Annotated in this window: 16 protein-coding genes, 1 tRNA gene and 1 pseudogene; 13 read left to right on the forward strand and 5 right to left on the reverse strand. The window is 63.0% G+C overall.

Annotated elements, in window-relative coordinates; all coding sequences use genetic code 11:
• Window positions 1–40 precede the first annotated feature (40 nt).
• The 11 genes from JUB11_RS03005 to JUB11_RS03055 all read left to right on the forward strand — a co-directional run bounded on the left by JUB11_RS03005 (window position 41) and on the right by JUB11_RS03055 (window position 7,475).
• Window positions 41–115, forward strand: a tRNA-Gln gene (locus tag JUB11_RS03005).
• 379 nt (window positions 116–494) lie between these two features.
• Window positions 495–914, forward strand: coding sequence for a hypothetical protein (locus JUB11_RS03010; RefSeq protein WP_207456053.1), 420 nt, complete (start codon window positions 495–497; stop codon window positions 912–914).
• Window positions 911–2,548, forward strand: a complete 1,638-nt coding sequence (locus JUB11_RS03015; protein ID WP_207456054.1) for a terminase large subunit — start codon at window positions 911–913, stop codon at window positions 2,546–2,548. Before JUB11_RS03010 ends, JUB11_RS03015 begins: the two co-directional genes overlap by 4 nt.
• A 98-nt stretch (window positions 2,549–2,646) precedes the next feature.
• Complete coding sequence (locus JUB11_RS03020; protein WP_207456056.1) at window positions 2,647–4,026, forward strand: hypothetical protein; 1,380 nt, start codon at window positions 2,647–2,649, stop codon at window positions 4,024–4,026.
• Entirely contained in the window at window positions 4,007–4,300 is a 294-nt protein-coding gene (locus tag JUB11_RS03025) for a hypothetical protein (RefSeq protein ID WP_207456057.1), read from the forward strand. Before JUB11_RS03020 ends, JUB11_RS03025 begins: the two co-directional genes overlap by 20 nt.
• A 15-nt stretch (window positions 4,301–4,315) precedes the next feature.
• Window positions 4,316–5,224 carry a major capsid protein gene (locus tag JUB11_RS03030; RefSeq protein ID WP_207456059.1) on the forward strand — a complete coding sequence of 303 codons (909 nt, stop codon included), beginning with the start codon at window positions 4,316–4,318 and terminating at the stop codon, window positions 5,222–5,224.
• Between the two features lie 168 nt (window positions 5,225–5,392).
• Window positions 5,393–5,749, forward strand: coding sequence for a hypothetical protein (locus JUB11_RS03035; RefSeq protein ID WP_207456062.1), 357 nt, complete (start codon window positions 5,393–5,395; stop codon window positions 5,747–5,749).
• Window positions 5,746–6,060, forward strand: a complete 315-nt coding sequence (locus tag JUB11_RS03040) for a hypothetical protein (RefSeq protein WP_207456064.1) — start codon at window positions 5,746–5,748, stop codon at window positions 6,058–6,060. The genes JUB11_RS03035 and JUB11_RS03040 overlap by 4 nt, the downstream gene beginning before the upstream one ends.
• Before the next feature lie 7 nt (window positions 6,061–6,067).
• Window positions 6,068–6,526 (forward strand): DnaT-like ssDNA-binding protein, encoded by a 459-nt coding sequence (locus JUB11_RS03045; RefSeq protein WP_207456066.1) that lies wholly within the window; start codon window positions 6,068–6,070, stop codon window positions 6,524–6,526.
• Between the two features lie 25 nt (window positions 6,527–6,551).
• Window positions 6,552–6,866 carry a hypothetical protein gene (locus JUB11_RS03050; protein WP_207456068.1) on the forward strand — a complete coding sequence of 105 codons (315 nt, stop codon included), beginning with the start codon at window positions 6,552–6,554 and terminating at the stop codon, window positions 6,864–6,866.
• Window positions 6,867–7,076: 210 nt separating this feature from the next.
• Window positions 7,077–7,475, forward strand: coding sequence for a hypothetical protein (locus tag JUB11_RS03055; protein WP_207456070.1), 399 nt, complete (start codon window positions 7,077–7,079; stop codon window positions 7,473–7,475).
• Window positions 7,476–7,797: 322 nt separating this feature from the next.
• Here the strand turns inward: JUB11_RS03055 and JUB11_RS03060 are convergent, their stop codons facing one another.
• Window positions 7,798–8,223, reverse strand: coding sequence for a hypothetical protein (locus tag JUB11_RS03060; protein ID WP_207456071.1), 426 nt, complete (start codon window positions 8,221–8,223; stop codon window positions 7,798–7,800).
• A 66-nt stretch (window positions 8,224–8,289) separates the two neighbouring features.
• Window positions 8,290–8,562: a hypothetical protein gene (locus JUB11_RS03065; RefSeq protein ID WP_207456072.1), complete on the reverse strand. Its 273-nt coding sequence runs from the start codon at window positions 8,560–8,562 to the stop codon at window positions 8,290–8,292.
• Window positions 8,563–8,863: 301 nt separating this feature from the next.
• Here JUB11_RS03065 and JUB11_RS03070 point away from each other — a divergent pair, with 301 nt between their 5' ends.
• Complete coding sequence (locus JUB11_RS03070) at window positions 8,864–9,592, forward strand: DUF4145 domain-containing protein (protein ID WP_207456073.1); 729 nt, start codon at window positions 8,864–8,866, stop codon at window positions 9,590–9,592.
• A gap of 99 nt (window positions 9,593–9,691) precedes the next feature.
• Here the strand turns inward: JUB11_RS03070 and JUB11_RS03075 are convergent, their stop codons facing one another.
• The 3 genes from JUB11_RS03075 to JUB11_RS03085 all read right to left on the reverse strand — a co-directional run bounded on the left by JUB11_RS03075 (window position 9,692) and on the right by JUB11_RS03085 (window position 15,269).
• Window positions 9,692–11,215 (reverse strand): hypothetical protein, encoded by a 1,524-nt coding sequence (locus JUB11_RS03075; RefSeq protein WP_207456074.1) that lies wholly within the window; start codon window positions 11,213–11,215, stop codon window positions 9,692–9,694.
• A 104-nt stretch (window positions 11,216–11,319) separates the two neighbouring features.
• Entirely contained in the window at window positions 11,320–11,808 is a 489-nt protein-coding gene (locus JUB11_RS03080) for a hypothetical protein (protein ID WP_207456076.1), read from the reverse strand.
• Window positions 11,809–13,442: 1,634 nt separating this feature from the next.
• Window positions 13,443–15,269, reverse strand: coding sequence for a site-specific integrase (locus JUB11_RS03085; protein WP_207456078.1), 1,827 nt, complete (start codon window positions 15,267–15,269; stop codon window positions 13,443–13,445).
• 635 nt (window positions 15,270–15,904) lie between these two features.
• Between JUB11_RS03085 and JUB11_RS03090 the strand changes: the two are divergent.
• Window positions 15,905–16,460: pseudogene (locus tag JUB11_RS03090) on the forward strand (IS701 family transposase); the annotation flags it as partial.
• Window positions 16,461–16,486 lie beyond the last annotated feature (26 nt).

Below are 16,486 nucleotides of genomic sequence, written 5' to 3' on the forward strand. Positions count from 1 at the left end.
GTTAGTTTGCCGACCCTTCCGGCCTTCAAGGCCGGTCTGCTGGGGCGTCGCCAAGCGGTAAGGCAGCGGTTTTTGGTACCGCCATTCCCAGGTTCGAATCCTGGCGCCCCAGCCATCTATATAAATCAATGACTTAGCAGCTGTTACAAACAGTGTGCGTAACACCCCGACGGGGTGGTCATGCGGGGCACTTCTCCCTCTCTGTTCATACACGTTAAGCGCATCGTTTGTATTCTTGTCATCGGCTCAGGCGACCGAAGTTGGTGATCGCTGTCACAGCCGTCCTTGGCCGCGTCGCATTTTCACAAAAAATCTTGTAGTTTCTTTCGATATGCGCAACAATATTACATTCTTCCTTGCGACTTTAGGCGCCCCATGCTTCCCGTCGAGCCCTTCGAGTTCTGGCCCGAGCCGGCTACGGCCTTCGCCGTCGAGCTGTCCAGCCCGCCTCCTCCGATTGACACCGCGCAGGCCAGCGAACAGGAGTCGGCGCCGTGGGCATGAAGCTGACCGGCACCGGCAATCTCGCCACGATCCTGCGCCGGGTCCAAGCCAACGTGACGCGGGCCGCCGCCGCCGAGATCCATCGGCAAGGCGAGACGATGAGGACTGTCTCCCAGCTCAACGCGCCGGTCGATGAAGGCGATCTCGAAGCCGCGCACTTCGTCGAGACCACGACCCGCCCCGGCGGCAGCACGACGACGGTCGGCGTCGGCGGTGATGACGTCGATCCCTACGCCCTCCAGATGCACGAAGGCCTCGGCCCCTACGGCTCCGGCGCCTTCCAGCCCGGCCCCGGCACTATCGCCAAAGGGCAGCAAGCCGGCGGCAAGTTCCTGGAGCGCGCCTTCGACGACCAGAGGGGCGAGATCGCGCCCGCCGTCGCCGACGCCGTTCGCAAGGCGCTGACATGACCACCGCCACGGCCAAGCGCAGCAAGATCGCCGATTGGCGCGACGGCAGCGCCGGCTTCTTCCTGTGGCTCGACGACGTCAAGCCGCTGGTGCCCAGCGCCAAGGGCGGCTTTGAGCCCTACGTGCCCGGCCAGCGCGAGCGCGAGGAAATCGCCAAGGCGCTCGACGGCGGCTTCTCGACCGTCGTCTTCTGCTGGCCGCGCCGGCACGGCAAAACGCTCGTCTCGGCGCTGATCATCGTTTGGCGGTTCCTGACGCGCCAAACGCAAAACGTCGCCGTCGTCGCCAACAGCGAGCGGCAGACGACCGACACCGCCTTCCGCACGATCCGCACCGTCATCGAGCAAACGCCCTACACGAAGGCGCTGGTCAAGGCCGGCTCTATCTCGATCACGGCCGACAAGATCGAGTATGCCGCCCTCGGCAACGTGATCCAGGGCTTCGCGTCGTCGCCGGCTGCGCTCTACGGCAAAAAGATCACCATCGCGCAGATCTCCGAACTGCACGCCGCGCGCACCGATGACGCCTATCAGGTGCTCGCCAGCTCGACTATCGACACCGACGACGGCCTGGTTCTGGTGGACAGCACGACCGGCTCACGCAGTTCGCCCTTGTTCGCGCTCTACGGCAGCGCCCAGCGAGGCGACGATCCGACGCTCTTCTTCAGCCATATCAGCTATCGGGATCTCGAAGACGCCTGCGCCAACGCGCCACGCTGGATCTCCCCGGCAAAGCTCCGCTCGCGCGCGTCCCAGATGCTGCCGGCGGAGTTCGCGCAACAGCACCTCAACCTCTGGACCGCGTCATCCTCGGCGCTGTTCCCGGCCGACGTGATCGAGCGGTGCCGCGACAGTTACCGGATCGACCTTCCGTCAATCACCGGCGGCGCGGCCCATATCGTCGGCGCCGGCCTCGACCGCGCCTTCGGCTTCTCGATCCACGGCGACGCCACCGTGACGACCGCCGTCGTCAAGCTGCTGGTCGGCGAAGATGACCACTTCTACGTCCTGGCCTCCGACAAGGTCCGCTTCAGTGGCGCCAGCGGGATCAAGAGCAACTTCTCGCGCTACGCCCGCGACTACGGCCTGAAGCGGGCGGCAATCGAATCCTACAACGCGCAGGACATTTCCGCGTGGTGCGGCGATCAGGCCTTCGACCATGAAGTGATCCACCCCACCGCCGAGAGGCAGGCCAACGCCTTCACGACCCTGCACACCATCGCGGCGGAAGGCCGGCTCCACATTCACCCCAGCTTTGAGAGCCTGCTCGCCGAGCTGGGAACCTTCGAGTACCAGCACGACGGCGGCGGCTTGCCGAAGTTTGAGGCGATCAAGGGCGCCCACGACGATTTCGTTTATTCGCTCGCATGGGCGGTCTACAGCCTGCGCGACGTCGAGCTGAATCCGTACGAGCTGAAGGGAATCGACTGCAACGGCCCCGGTCCGGCTCCGACCTTGTGCCTTCTCAACGGCGGCGGCGAGATCCCACCGTGCGCCGACGGCTGCCGCTCGATGCGGGCGGCCCGCGACCTGTACCGCGCTTATCGGGCGCGCGGCAGCCTGATCCCGTTGGCCTTTGATGACTTCGCCATCACCAAGCTGAAGAACGTCGGCGCGCACGTTACGCCCCGGTGACGCGCAATAATATTGCTTGACTGTTTCGGCTAATATTCCTAGCATTTAGGAATGCAGTCCAAGAGCTGCTGTGATCGAAGCTGCACGGCAGTACTTCCATGTTTGGTCGCGTCTTCAACTCCGTTGATCCCGTCGTCAGCCTTGTCATGGCTTCAAGGGCTCGCAAGCAGCGCGCCGAAAAATGGCTGCGCTACTACCACGATCAACAATCCGACGAGACGCTTCGCCTGATCGGGCAGAAGTGGAGCAAGCCTGAAGCCTTCCGGCTGTTCCAAGTCAACATCGTGAAGAAGACGATCAACAAGCGCGCCAACCTCTACCGATTGGCGCCGCGCCGTATCTTTACTGGTCTCGATCAGGAAGCCGGCGACGCGCTCTATCGGGCGATGAATGCCGACGTCGTGCTGAAGCGCGCCTCCCGGCTGGTCAAGCTGCTGAAGACCGGCGCCCTTCAAGTTGGTTGGAGCGCCACCGGCCCGACGCTGCACGTCGTCACCCCGAACGTTCTCGACGCCATCGCGCCGGATCCTGAATTCCCCAATCGCCTGATCATCACGCACAACGCCGAGCGCGAGATCGACCGGACCTTCTCCGACTGGACCGCGACAACCTACCAGCGGCGCGACTACCGTGGCGCGCCCCTGGCGATCTCCGGCAACCCTGGCAACGTGAACCCCTACGGCGTCTTGCCGTTCGTGGCGCTCTTCGACCGTCACCCCGACGACTGCTTCTTCCTGCCGGGCGGCGACGACCTGATCGAGGCGCAAGAGGCGATCAACGTCGCCCTGACAAACCTTTGGCGCGCCGTCGAGCTGCAAGCGCACGGGCAGGCATGGGCAACCGGACTGCCGGCGGGCGAAGCCGTCCGCATCGGTCCCGAGCGGGCGATCACCCTGCCCGATGGCGGGAAGTTCGGCTTTGCCGCGCCCAACGCGCCGATCAGCGACATTCTTGAAGCGATCCAGTTCGTCATGCGTCAGACGGCGGCTGCGAACGATCTCTCCGCCGACGTCTTCGATCTCGACCGGGCGTCGGAAAGCGGCGCCGCGAAGCACGTCGAGCAGATCGACCTCAAGGAAGCCCGGCTCGATGACATTGCGCTATGGCGCACCTTCGAGGCGCGGCTGTGGAACGTGATTAAGGCCGTGGTCAACACCCACCGGCCCGGCACCATTCCGGCCGACGCGACCATGACCGTCGATTTTGCTGAGCTTCAGGAGAACGTCAGTGAGACCGAGCGCCTGACGAACGCCCGCACGCGGATCGAGCTGGGCGCGTGGTCGCCGGTGGATCTCCTGCGCGCCGAGAACCCCGACGGCTTCCCCACCCGCGAGGACGCCCTCGCCGAGCTGATGAAGCGCAAGGCCGAGACCGAAACCCTGCGGCCGACGCCCGCCGTCGCCGTACCCGCCCCCGTCGAGCCCGTCGCGGCCGACACCGACACCCAGGAAAACGACGATGACCACGCCGCCGAATGATGCGGCGCCGGCACCCGCCGACGCGCCCGTTCCCGCCCCGGCCGACACGCCCGCCGATCCGATGGCCGCGATCCTCGCCGCCGTCACGGCGCTGACCGCCGAAGTCGCATCGCTGAAGGCCGCCGCTGCCCAGCCCGCCGCGCCCGCTCCGGCAGCCCCGGCGCCCGTCGTGCCGACCACCGACACCGCCCGGCCGGCGATCACTCCGACCACCCCCGATCTCTCGACCTTGCCGCCGGTGGCCCGGATGGCGGCGGGCTACCGCTCCAAGTAAAAGGAACCTGGAAAAATGCTGACCGTCAATGAATGGGCAAAACTCAACCCGTCGCCGCTGGCGTCGGGCGTTGTCGAGATCTTCGCCCGCGAGAACCCGGTTCTCGCCCTGCTGCCGTTTGCCAACATCGCCGGCAACTCCTTCCGCTACAACATCGAGCAGACCTTGCCCGGCATTGCCTTTCGCGACTTCAACGAAGGCTATGCGGAGTCCACCGGCGTCATCAACCCGATGACGGAGAAGCTGACCATCGTCGGCGGCGACTCCGACTATGACGTCGCGCAGATCGCGATGCAGACCGGCGACAACAACAGCCGCGCCGTCCATGACGCCATGAAGGCCAAGGCCCTCACCCTGGAATGGCTCAAGACCTTCTTCCACGGCGACACCGCCGTGAACGCGAAAGCCTTCGACGGTCTTAACAAGCGCCTGACCGGCAATCAGGTGCTCATCAGCGGCGCCAACGGCGCGCCGATCTCCCTGTCCGCCCTGGACGAGCTGATCGACGCCGTGACCGGCGCCCCGTCGGCGATCTTCATGCCGAAGGCCGTAATCCGCCAGCTGCGCGCCCTGCTGCGCGCGTCGGGCGGCACCGCGCCCGATCAGCTCATGGTCCCCGACTTCGGTCGCCCGGTCATGTCCTACAACGGCGTGCCGGTTCTGCCGATTGAGGAAGGCGCCGACGGTGCCGCGATCCTCGATTTTAACGAGACCGTCGGCACAAACGAAGAAACCGCCAGCGTCTACGCCGTCCGCTTCGCGCCCGATGCGCTGCACGGCATCCAGACGGCGCCGATCAGCGTGCGCGATCTCGGCGAGATCGACAGCAAGCCGGCGCTGCGGACCCGCACCGAGTGGTATTCGGGCGTGGTGCTGAAGCACCCGAAGTGCGCCGCCCGCCTGACGGGCGTCGCGAAGGCGTAACCCCTGCTGATCACCCGGCGGTGGCGCCTTGCGCGCAGCGCCACCACCGGGTGCCGGGGTCTCCGTCGGGCCATCGTCCCGCCTCCCAAAAGCAACCCCGACCGCCCGCGGCACGCCTCTAGGTCTCCCAGTGTGCGCGGCGGGCTTCTCCCCTTCAGGACCGCCGTCATGCTCGAAGCTCTCGCTGCCCGTCTGCAATCCGCGCTCAGCCTACCAGTCTTCGTCGGCTTCAAGCCGCCGAGCCATGGCCGTTGCGTCGTGCTGCGCGCTCTGCCGACGGCGATTGACGCCGAGCTGCCCGGCCTGCACCGGCTCGACTTCGTCGTGACGGCCTTTTCCGACGATCTCGCCGACGCGCTGCAGACAGCCGGCGCCACGTCGGCCGCGATCAACCTTCTCGGCGCGCCGCTCGCCGAGTGGTGGGTTCTCCACTGCCGGCCGCTGACCTTGCCTGTCCCGAACAACCCGGCGCCGGGCGTGACCACCGCCGAGTTCCGCGCCACCGCCCGTTGGAGGCTCGCTTGATCGACGATCTCGCCGACCTGATGCCCGATGTTGTCGAGCATGCGCCGGCAAACGGCCATGACGTCTACGGTGCGCCGAGCTACGGCCCGGCCAGCACCTACCGCGCCCGCGTCGCCTACCGCTCGCGCCTGGTGCGCGACCGTAACGGCGACACCGTCGCTGCGCGCGGTTCGGCCTGGTTGGCTGGCGCGCCCGTCGTCGGGCTCGACGACCGGGTGACGCTGCCCGACGGCACAAGCCCGCCCCTTCTCGCCGTGGACCGCCTCACCGATGAGCGCGGCGCCACCGTCGTCAAAATTCACTTCGGATGACTGCGCCATGCTGACCGTTGGAACGAACGCCTACCTCGACGCCGCCACGGCCGACGCCTACTTCGCCGACCAGCTGCGCGCCGACGGCTGGACCAAGGCGAGCGCCGAAGACCGCGACCGGGCGCTGATCATGGCGACAGCCGCTCTCGATCGCCTCAGCTTTGCCGGCATGATCGTCAAAACCGAACAGCGCCTTGCATGGCCGCGCGCCAACGTCCGCGACGGCGAACGCCGTTCACTTCCGGCCAACATCGTGCCCGACGCGATCCGCCGCGCCGTTTGTGAATGGGCACTCACGCTTTTGACCGCTGCGCCCAGCTCCGGCCCGGCAATCAGCTCGCGCAGCGTCGGCGATCTCCGCGTTGATTACCGGCCGACCACGGCCGACGGCGTGCCGCCAACCGTGCGCGCGATCCTGTCGCCCTTTCTGCGCTCCGGTGGGCATGACGCCGACCTGATCGCCTGACGTCGCCAAGATCGGACAAGCCGCCATGCTTGAAGACCGCGATCAGATCAACGGCGAGCGCCACCTCTGGCGCGCCGTCATCCTCCAAGCCCTTCGGGATGCGACAAGCCGGATGCCGGCGGGCATCCATCAACCCAAGCGCGCCAATCTCGTGCGCCTCGCCGCCCGCGAATGGTTTGAAGCGGCCGATCAAGACTTCATTGAAGCGTGCCTGCGCGCCGATCTCGATCCCGACGCCGTGCGTGAAGCTGCGCTCTTCGCCATCAATGCGCCACCACCACTGCACCGCCGGAACCGTTCATGCACAAGCCAGAAGCCGAAGCGCAAAGCCCAGCACTGACAGAGGACACCGCCGGGGCGTAGCCGCTACGGCCGGAAGGGACATAGGAGATCCCTCCCAACTCCGCCGGTGAATGGATACGCCCAAGTTCCATCAACGCTCCCGCCCGCGAGCAATTCCCCGATCAGCCGAAAGCCCAGCGTTCCCAAGGGCCGGAGCTGCCAAAAACGTTATTATGTAACATTCATGCCCGACCGATAGGAGCCCGTCATGCCCCGCACCGCCACCGTCCCGGCCGACCTTGCGCCGAGCCTTGCCGAGCCCTTCGATCTCGTCTTGAACGGGGAGAAGATCGACGGGCGAACCCAACTCGCCCGCCGCTACAAGACCATTGCCGGCGATCTCATGGCGCAGCTGGGCAACGCCGTCACGCCCGCCGAGAAGATCCAGTTGCGCGCGGCTGCCGTCCTGGCCTTGCTGATCGAGCGCGACACCGCCGCGCTGTTGGAGGGGCAGGAGATCGACGCCGAAGGCCTGCGCCGGAACGTAACGGTGCTGGGCGCGCAGCTGATCCGATTGGGCATGGCCGCGAAGTCGAGAGACATCACGAAAGGCAACCGGAAGGCCTTCGACGCCCATGCAAGCGCGATCCTCGACGCCGACGAATGAGCCCCTTCCGGCGGCAAGAGTGAAACCGCCCGTAAAGATGTTCTACCTATACGGGACGTAATAAGATGAATTATGGAAAATAAAATCTAGGCGCGCCGAAAACGGAAAGCGAGGGCTTCCAACGGGTCCAGCGTTTGGGCTTCTGGTGGGCGTGGCGCGGCGGACTCTGGTCTCAGCATCCAGGGCATTTCGTCACCCCGGAGCGCCCCTTTTGGCCCGTCCTTGTGACCGCTGTCCTAGATTTCTTGTCGGCCGGGCGCCGGCCTCACGCTGCGCGGCGCGGCTTAGATCACGCGCGGTTGTACCGTTCGGGCGCTGCGGATCAGTCAACGATCTCAGCGGAAGGCTGGATCGCGGGCAGCTGTCCTGACGTCCGAATGTAGCGCGGCTTCCCCGCTTCCAGGCGCAACAGGATCTCGCCCACGACGTTGTTCGAGCTTCGGCCCCAGCCCCAGGAGACGCCGAAGACATGATCGCCGGGCGGGAGGTAGAGGGTTGCGCGCTCGCCCGCCTCTAGCGTGGCGGCTTCAACCCCATCAACCTTGATCGTGTGAGAGGCGCCGCCTCCCGTGAAGCCGCTGTCACGCACGATGATGACAGTTGCCGCGCCGGGTGCTTCCTGCCCGTACGCGTAGACGCGATCCGCCGGCACCAGAGCGGCTTTTGATGCCTTCACCGGCTCCGTCGCGCATCCCGACACAAACAAAGCCGCAGCAAGCGCCGCTGCCGGCAAGCCGTACCGCATCATCCTACCCCGAAGCTGAACCATGGCGGCCGGATTGTAGGGCGGCCATCAACGGGCAGCAACGCCCGCCTAGTTCCGGTCGAGCGTGCCGGCGCGGCGCCCGCCCCGGTCGCGGATCACCAGCTGATCGGAGCCACGGTAGAGCGGCGCCACGCTGCCAACGCTCCGGCCCGCCCGGTCGCGCAGCGTGTAGCTGTCGCTGCCCTGGTAGAGCGGCCGGGCCGTGCCCGTACTGCGGCCGGCGCTGTCGCGCAGCTGGTAGGTCTCGGATCCCTTGAAGAGCGGCCGAGCGCTGCGGGTCTCGCCCAGGCTATCCAGGCTGCCGGCATCGGCGGGCGTCATGACAAAGGTTGCCGCCGCGATCAGTAAGGCAAGGGTGACGATGGCGCGCAGCATGGCAAGGACTCCGCTGGTTTCACCCTGACGTGAACACGTCGCCGGCCCGTGGCAATCCCTCGACCGTGGCAGGACGGGGCGGGCGCGGCACCGTGCCGCAGGCGGGCCGGGCCGGGCGCTGCCGGCCGCCCGGCACCCCATCCCCTCCCCAGGGGACTCGTCCGGCAGGTGGTGCACCCACGAAATAACTCGGACCGCGCTCTTCTAAAAGGCATAATCATCGTATTGATGTCTGGAGCGCCTTACGATGGAAGCACCTGAAGCTTTGAAAATAAAAAGAGCGCACTGCAACGGCTGCTTAGGATTGCGAAAACAATTCATACTTGGCGAGACGAAATGGCGCTCAGGTTCGGTTGTGGCAGCTGGCTATGAATTCGAGTACCATAGATGCCTATTTGCGCTTAAGTGTTGCGGATGCGATCACTTCAACATCAAAGAAGAAGGATACTTCACAGATATAGGCGAAGAACCATCAGGAGATCCTGAATACGAAAATTATTACCCGAGCAAAATGTTTAGAAAACTGCCTGGGCGCTCAAGCTTCCACAGCTTGAGGAAGCATGCGCATATATATGATCTTCTTGAGGAAGTAATCCATGCTTATCATGGAGAACATTATAGACTTGCAGGAATGGGGCTTAGATCCGTATTGGATTATGTGCTTACAGATATACTCGAAGGCGACAAGGGATTTCAAGAGAAGATTGATTGGATGGTTGAAAAGGGGCATATATCACAGCGGGATAAAAGTACATTGGCAAAATTCATTGAGATAGGGAACGCAGCAGTTCATAGGGGGTTTGCGCCATCGCAAGAAGACGTCGATATTCTTCTTGACTATGCGATGACCTTCCTAAGAAATTTCTACGATTTTGACGCTTCTTTGGCAGAAATACATGGGCGCGTGCCACCCAGTGCACCGAAACTTCCTAAGTTGCCAAAGAGTCGCACGCCGTCTGATGGTTCGGCAGCATAAGTTTGCATCATCGTCCTACAAGCAACGAGGGCTTATGGTATCTAAATAACTGAAGCAATCAGAGCCGACATACGCGCCAGCCGTCGGCTCACATGCGCCCTATGCTGCCCGCTTCAGCGCGTCGGCCGGCATGTCTGCCCACGGCCCACCTTCGCCGTACAGCTGCTCTAGCATGTCGAGCCATGCCGGCGGCTTCAGCACCCTCAGAACAGCCAAGGCGGTCTGATCCTGCTTGAGGCGCTTCTCAAATTCCTTCAGCAATGCCTCACGGCTGGCGCCCTGGTCACATTTCCCCAAGGCTGTCCAAGCCGCCATGATCGCAGAGGCATGGGCGCGCGCCCACGCTTGACCCTCCTCGTTGGGCTCGGCGGCCGTCCACGTTTCCAACTTCCTACGAGCGTTCTCCTGTTGTCCGTGCACGTGCGTAACTCTCTTGGCGAACCTAATGGGGTCATAGCTGACCGGCTTTGCCCTGGCCGGCTTCGGCTTGGCCGCCTTCTCGGCTTCGAGTTGCTTGGCGAAATGATCGTGCCGGCTTGCCACGTCACGCGCCGCACGCTCCCACGGCCCGCCTTCGCCGTGCAGCTGCTTCATCCGGTGCACATAGCGGTCAATGGCGTCGTCGGACCCTGCCACCAACTCTGCGGCGCCCTCGATCTTCGCGAGTTCATCCTTGAAGTGGCGCGGTCGCACCTTGGGACCATGCGCCTGCATGCAGCTGAGATACGCGACCGCCGCCATCAGCAGATCGTCAACGCGGCCCTTGAGCTGGCGTGCTACCGGCGCCGGCTGTTGATCGAGCCAAATCCTCAGCTCATCTCTGCGGGCGTCAGAAACGATCTCCAGCATCGGCGGCGGCTTGGGCGTCATTGCCTTGGCCTTGGCGCGCTGGGAGCGCTTGTATCTGGCATCGCGGATCAGAAGGGCGATGGCAGCGGACGGCAAGGCACCCTCCTCGACGTGCCGATTCCAGATCTCCGCGTCCTGCGCGGCGTCGGCGCACTCTGCGCCCTTGGCCTTCGCGTAGGGCTCAAGCGCCGCGTAGGCGGCGGCCGGGTCACTGAACCCCTTCCAGTCGAAGGCGCCCGGCTCCGGCTGCCAGCTAGGATCGCGTAGCGCGTCCTGCATCCGGCGAATATCCTCAGCGCGGCACTCAGCTTGCGCCTTTTCCTTCACGGCCTTGCGTTCCGCCTTGAACGCTGCAAACGACCGGCCCAGCTCGGTTCGCTCGGGCGTCCCTTTCTCCGCCAGTTCATAAGCTGAACGTTGCAGTTCCTCCCGGCGGTCATCTAAGAGCCTCAGACGCTGGACCATCTCGGGCGTCAGCTGGTCCACCATGCGCTTTTCGAGCTTGATGATTCCAGCAAAGACCCTGCGCAGATATGCAAACTTGGCTATAAAGTCATCGTCAGATGCGCCACCCGTTGTCTTGGTATTAGGAGGTAGATCGACCACGACAGAAGAGGATTCGGCGACTGCATCCGGGTGATCGTCACCAAGCTTGTCAATGATACTGAAAAGATCGTCGTTATCTCCATTGCCTTCGGCGCCACAGGAGATAGATAGATGGGGCGATAAAGGCGGCTTTCCCTCTAGAAAGTCGTTGAAATCGGCGATGTTCATAGATAAATTCCTTCTCGTGCTGTAGCAGCGGCATCAAGCAGGGGCGCCTGTCGCCACGGGCACCCATCGAAAAACCCGACCTCTCCCTGGGGTCGGGTTTTTTGTTACGCGGCCGGTGAGTCGAGCTTCCCGGCCTCACGGCGCAACTGGCGCGCCAGATCCCGCGCGAGCGCCCGCGACATGACGCGTTTGCCGGCCTCGGCATACCCTTCAGCCTTGATCAGCATCCTCATGCCGCGCCCGTGCCGAACGACGGCAATGATGCACCCATCGGCCGTCTTCAGCGCGGCCGATGGTGGGTTCGTGGTGTAGCTGGTGCCCTCCAGAGCCTCGGCGAACGCGCGGGCTTCGGTCGGGTTCAGGCCGACAATGGGACAGGCGATGGCCGAAAAATGGACGAAGCATTCTCCCTCGTCCGCACAAGCGAGAACCTCATAGCCGGGCAGCGCGTCGGATACCCCGGTCTCGGCGATGGCGCTTGAGATCCATTCGTCCAGCAGCTCGGCGGCGCTGACGCCGTAGAACGCGACAAGCCGGCGGAGCTGTTCGCCGCGCTCGGCAGGAATCATGATCGTGGAAACGTTGCGCGACATCGGGCCGCCCCTTCAATGCTATAGCTTGGATCCTCTATAGCGGCCGGAGCATCAAGCTACGCCGAAACAGGCATTATCTTTAGCAATGTAACAAAGGTCATATGTTGCGGCGGCTGGCGGTGACGCCCGGAGCGGCCAAGCTCCTCGACCGGGCGGCGGCTCGTGCGAGGCTTATCTCCCGGAGAAGGCCGCGAGGAATCCGTCAGATCTCTTCCCCGCTCCCGGAGAGGGTCGCGGAAAATCTGTCCGGTGCGCTCCATATTAAGAAAGAAAGAGGAAGAGGAATGGAGAAGAATTTAATAGAGCCCATCGGACAGATTTCCCGCGACCCTCTCCGGGAGCCACGGCGGATCCGCTTCGCTGAGTTGAGGGTGAACCCGTCCCGGTCGCGTCTCCGGGCTCCGGGCGAAGGATCCGGCCCCCGCCCTGCCCCCTGGATCACTCAGTTTTGACTGACCTTCGGCCCCTGACCCCTCTAACCCCCTCCGGCCGCCCCATACGATGCCCCTGGCAGTCCGCCAGAGCGCCGCTGAGTGCGTTCTGGTCATGCGCCGGCTAAAACGGGTAGCCAAACACCATCAGACCGCATCCAGCGGCCGTTTTTTCAGGATTGGCCCTGCCGCGCTCGCCCCGCTCGTCAATCCCGCGATCCCGGCCGGTCGAACCGACGGCGGCGCCCTCTCCCAGCGCCGGCACGCGACGGGCTCGCCACCGGCGGCGCTGACCGGCGCTCAAGCGTCGCTCGACAGCGAGACGGCCTCGCCGGGCGCGGCTCAATCCACAACGCGGCGGGTTAAGCGCGAGTAAACCGCCGACGGCGTCTTTTGGCCGCTGGTAAAGCGCGGCAAGGGCCGCGCAGAGGCGACAAGATCCGCAAGGCGGCCTGTCACGCCCGACCAGCGCGGCGGAACGCCGATTTCAATCTTGTAATCTGCGCGGCAAGCCTCGAGAGGGGCGGCAAGATCCGAAACGTGGGCCGTTGCCGGCAATCAGCGCGCTGCTGAGGAATACTGAGCGACTGCTTCTGAAAGCCAGAAGCAAAAGATAGCATGCACCGAGCGCTGCCTACGGCGCACTTACAATAACAACCGTTCTGACTAATATTTTTTCCTGTAAGTCGTTATCATTTGGTTTAGATTCGATAGCATTTCATCGGCAGACTGCCGAGCCTTTCCTTCCTCAACGCTAGAACACTCTGCAGCTATCCATTGTCGTGTAAGTGGATTCTGGCAGCATCGGCTTTGTTCGTCTTCAAGCTTCAAACGAACAAAATCAACCGTACTAACAACCATATATGCAACAGAGACTAGTCTTGCCTCGTATTCTGCCGCAACATGGGGTTTATCACATCGCATAGCATGCCATTGCGCCTTAGCAACTGGGTAATAAATCCCTACATCAAGGTAGCTTGATATTCTTTGCTCCATTTGCTTTTTGCTAAGCTTATCAAGCTCTTGCGCAGAGATGTCGCTTGAACAGAAACAGAACAATAAGACTATGACAGCGCAGTGCTTTAGCATGGCGGGTCCTCTATGATTCGGCTGCGTAAATTAGAAATTTATCAATTCTCCGTCAATCGGAAGCTTAGAGAAGCCTACCGCAAACGCAGTGGCGTGCGAAAGATCGTAAACACACTAACCCGGCGCATGTAGGTGGCTAAGATCCAACTCACCGTAGCGGACCTTTTCCACCATCATGGCGCGTTCTTTCGGCCCGAACTCGGTGAGCGAGCCGTAGCTGGCGGTGACGGTCACGTTCGCTTGGCCGATAATCGATGCTATGGTGCTATCGGGATAGCCTGCCAGCCGCATCGCGTCGGCAAAGCTGTGGCGGAATGAGTGAAATGTCAGGCGCTCGTCCGTTTTGACGCCGACGCGCCGGGCATACTTGGCGAAGGTCTTGCTGTAGTCGCTGGAGATGCGCCCCAAAGCATCCGGCTCAATCTCTGGAAAGAGCCGGTCGGCGCCGTCGGCACGCTTGCGCTCGATGAACTCAAGAAAGCCAAGGCGCTTCAGTTGCGGATGAATGGGCACGATGCGCTTTGACGCCTTGCGCTTCACTCGCTTGCCGCCGATGGTGTTGATGTTGATGCAATCGACGCCTTGAAGGCGCTGAACGTCGCTAATTTGAAGCTGAGCTAGCTCACCAAGGCGCGCGCCTGTCCACAAAGCCAGCAGCGGAAGCCAAAACCGGTGATCCCGCACTTCAACGCGGCCGGCAATGTGCAGCTCGCGATTGTCGTCGGACTTGCTGCCGGTGAACAGCGGCGACGTGAACAGTTTTTGCAGCTGCTCGACGGTGAAGGGATCGCGCTTGTCCTGATCGTCGCCTTCCGACAGCGACATATCGTCCGAGACCGGGTTCGCGTCTATGTATTCGTGCGTCTCGAGCCATTGCGCGAACTGGCGTAACGCGCTCAGGTATTTGTTGATTGTCCGGGCGCTTAGGGTCGGGCGCCCCTCTTGCTTGTTGCGGGCGATGATCTCCTGGAAGCTTCCCTTTTCGCCGCGCATGGTGCCGCGCGAGGGGAATTGAAGAAGCGCCTCCTTCCAGGCGCGCACGTCGCGCTTCGTGATCGAGCTAACTGCCCGGCCAGCGCCGATATGCTCGACGAAAAGGCGGATGATGGCCCGGTTCGTCAACCGCCATTCGGCTGTGATGTCCTGGCGCTCGGCAAGGTACTTCTCGTGCAACTCAGCGAGTGTTTCGCCGGGCTGAGCCACAGGCGTCGCCACTAACGGCGCTGGGGGCGGGCCGCTCGACGAAGCCGCCGGCGCGGCAGGCGCCAGCACTGAATCCGCGGGCCGACCGCCAAAATTGCCCCGGTCGCGTTCGCTCATCCGATGGAATGCTTCGGCCTTCGCGCGCATGAGCCACTGGCAAACCTCCCGATAGCTTGGATCGTCGCGGCGCAGGATCGGCGTCCCTTCCTTGCCCTGCCCGGTATCCTCCTCTGTCGGCGGCCGTACCTGCCAACCGTAGCGCTCGAAGATTGCATCCGCCGCGTGGTGAACGTGGACGGAGTTACCCGTCATGCCGAGATCCTGGCCTTGGATCTGAGCTGTCCGCTGGCGCAGCTGCACCATTTCGACGGACAGCCCATTCACCCGCTCGCGCGCGTCCGTCGCAAGCTCATGCTCGTAAAACTCCTGCGCAAAGCGCCGCAACTCGTCAGCGCTGAAGCGTGGCGGGCTCGTGCTGGGTGGCATCGCCGCTCCATCGTGATCGCGCTGCAAACGGCAGTCGTCAAACAGCCGGTGCAGGTCAGCCATGGCGGCAGGAAGAAGCCGGCGCGCCTCCTGCGGATCCTTGGTTCCCAGTGACCGCCAGATCTCGGCGCGCCCCATGTGCGCCAGCAAATCCTTGGGCACGCGGGCGCGGACATAGTAGGTTGCGCCGCGCCGGACAAGGTTGGTTGCAAGACACATGGCATTCTCGCGCGTAGCTGCATTGAGGTGCATCTATGCGTAACAGCATGCCTGAAAAAGTCCAATTATATCAGCTACAAAGGCGTTGATGCATGCTGGATTAGAATCCTGGCGCCCCAGCCATTTCTCAAAATATCAAAACCCGTTCCATTCCACTGGCCAAGCTTTGGGACAATGCTTGCCTCGGGACAACATGTGTCCTGGCCATTGATGCGGAGCGGTAGACGGCTATCGATCTCAAAAACGGTAAGCACCGCGTTCGAGCACGATTCAAGGGTATTGGCTACACGGCACTGTTCACAAGCCGCTCACAAGACGTGGAGTGAGAAGCAAGAGCCAAGGCCAGGCAACTGCCCGAACAGAGCGAAGCTCGTCTTGAAGCGGCACCTAAGAATGTCCGTACGGTGTTGTTTGGAGAGGAAGCCGAAAGCTCTCTCGTGCGCATCACCCCAAGCGAAGAACGGCGCTCGCTCCGAGTCATACCGGCTGAAACGGCTTATGGATGGCACACTCGGTCGGATGCCATTGGCCGATTTTCGATTCCATCATACTCAAGCGTACGCGGATGCTCTCGCGGCGGCTGGCGCTGCTTTCAGCATCATTTACGACAATCTCTCCCCCATTTCTGAAGTTTTCAAAGAGGCCATGCGGCAAGAGCAGTATGCATGTCTACGGACTGGCAGCGGCTGAGTGCCGGCGACATTGCCAAAGGGCCGCGGTTGTACGACTGGGCGCACAGGACCTATCCATCACTCCATGATGGCTGTTGCCGCGGCCTGCTGGTACGGCGTTCCTTGAGCGAACCGGACACGCTGACCTACTGCCTGACCTATGCCCCGGAGGGCACGCCGCCGGCCACGCTGCTTGTTGTCGCCGGCTCACGCTGGACCATTGAGTCCTGTTTTGAAGCCGCCAAGGGCGAAGTCGGGCTCGACCAGTACGAGGTGCGCTCCTGGACCGGATGGCACCGGCATGTGACGCTCGCCATGCTGGCCCTGGCCTTCCTGACCGTCGTGCGAGCAGCGGCCATCGGGGGGAGGAGACCCTCGACCTGAACGCCGACCTTCTACCGCTGACTGTCCCCGAGATCCGTACCCTCCTGGCTGCCTGGCCCGGCCGGTCACCCGCGCCACCAGACGCCGTTATCGCCTGGTCCCTCTGGCGAAGACGACACCAGCAGGGTGCGCGCCGTTCACATTGGAAACGACGAACTCGAAACGGTAGAGACCGGCTCTAGTACTAAGCGTTTT

The sequence above is a fragment of the Azospirillum sp. SYSU D00513 genome, from assembly GCF_017356015.1.
Taxonomy (GTDB): Bacteria; Pseudomonadota; Alphaproteobacteria; order Azospirillales; family Azospirillaceae; genus Azospirillum.

What these genes read in the sequence shown, in the direction of transcription:
- JUB11_RS03015 (WP_207456054.1), top strand. Translation starts at nt 911, where the DNA reads ATGACCACCGCCACGGCCAAGCGCAGCAAGATCGCCGATTGGCGCGAC.
- JUB11_RS03020 (WP_207456056.1), top strand. Translation starts at nt 2,647, where the DNA reads ATGTTTGGTCGCGTCTTCAACTCCGTTGATCCCGTCGTCAGCCTTGTC.
- JUB11_RS03025 (WP_207456057.1), top strand. Translation starts at nt 4,007, where the DNA reads ATGACCACGCCGCCGAATGATGCGGCGCCGGCACCCGCCGACGCGCCC.
- JUB11_RS03030 (WP_207456059.1), top strand. Translation starts at nt 4,316, where the DNA reads ATGCTGACCGTCAATGAATGGGCAAAACTCAACCCGTCGCCGCTGGCG.
- JUB11_RS03035 (WP_207456062.1), top strand. Translation starts at nt 5,393, where the DNA reads ATGCTCGAAGCTCTCGCTGCCCGTCTGCAATCCGCGCTCAGCCTACCA.
- JUB11_RS03045 (WP_207456066.1), top strand. Translation starts at nt 6,068, where the DNA reads ATGCTGACCGTTGGAACGAACGCCTACCTCGACGCCGCCACGGCCGAC.
- JUB11_RS03050 (WP_207456068.1), top strand. Translation starts at nt 6,552, where the DNA reads ATGCTTGAAGACCGCGATCAGATCAACGGCGAGCGCCACCTCTGGCGC.
- JUB11_RS03055 (WP_207456070.1), top strand. Translation starts at nt 7,077, where the DNA reads ATGCCCCGCACCGCCACCGTCCCGGCCGACCTTGCGCCGAGCCTTGCC.
- JUB11_RS03060 (WP_207456071.1), bottom strand. Translation starts at nt 8,223, where the DNA reads ATGATGCGGTACGGCTTGCCGGCAGCGGCGCTTGCTGCGGCTTTGTTT.
- JUB11_RS03065 (WP_207456072.1), bottom strand. Translation starts at nt 8,562, where the DNA reads ATGACGCCCGCCGATGCCGGCAGCCTGGATAGCCTGGGCGAGACCCGC.
- JUB11_RS03070 (WP_207456073.1), top strand. Translation starts at nt 8,864, where the DNA reads ATGGAAGCACCTGAAGCTTTGAAAATAAAAAGAGCGCACTGCAACGGC.
- JUB11_RS03075 (WP_207456074.1), bottom strand. Translation starts at nt 11,215, where the DNA reads ATGAACATCGCCGATTTCAACGACTTTCTAGAGGGAAAGCCGCCTTTA.
- JUB11_RS03080 (WP_207456076.1), bottom strand. Translation starts at nt 11,808, where the DNA reads ATGTCGCGCAACGTTTCCACGATCATGATTCCTGCCGAGCGCGGCGAA.
- JUB11_RS03085 (WP_207456078.1), bottom strand. Translation starts at nt 15,269, where the DNA reads ATGCACCTCAATGCAGCTACGCGCGAGAATGCCATGTGTCTTGCAACC.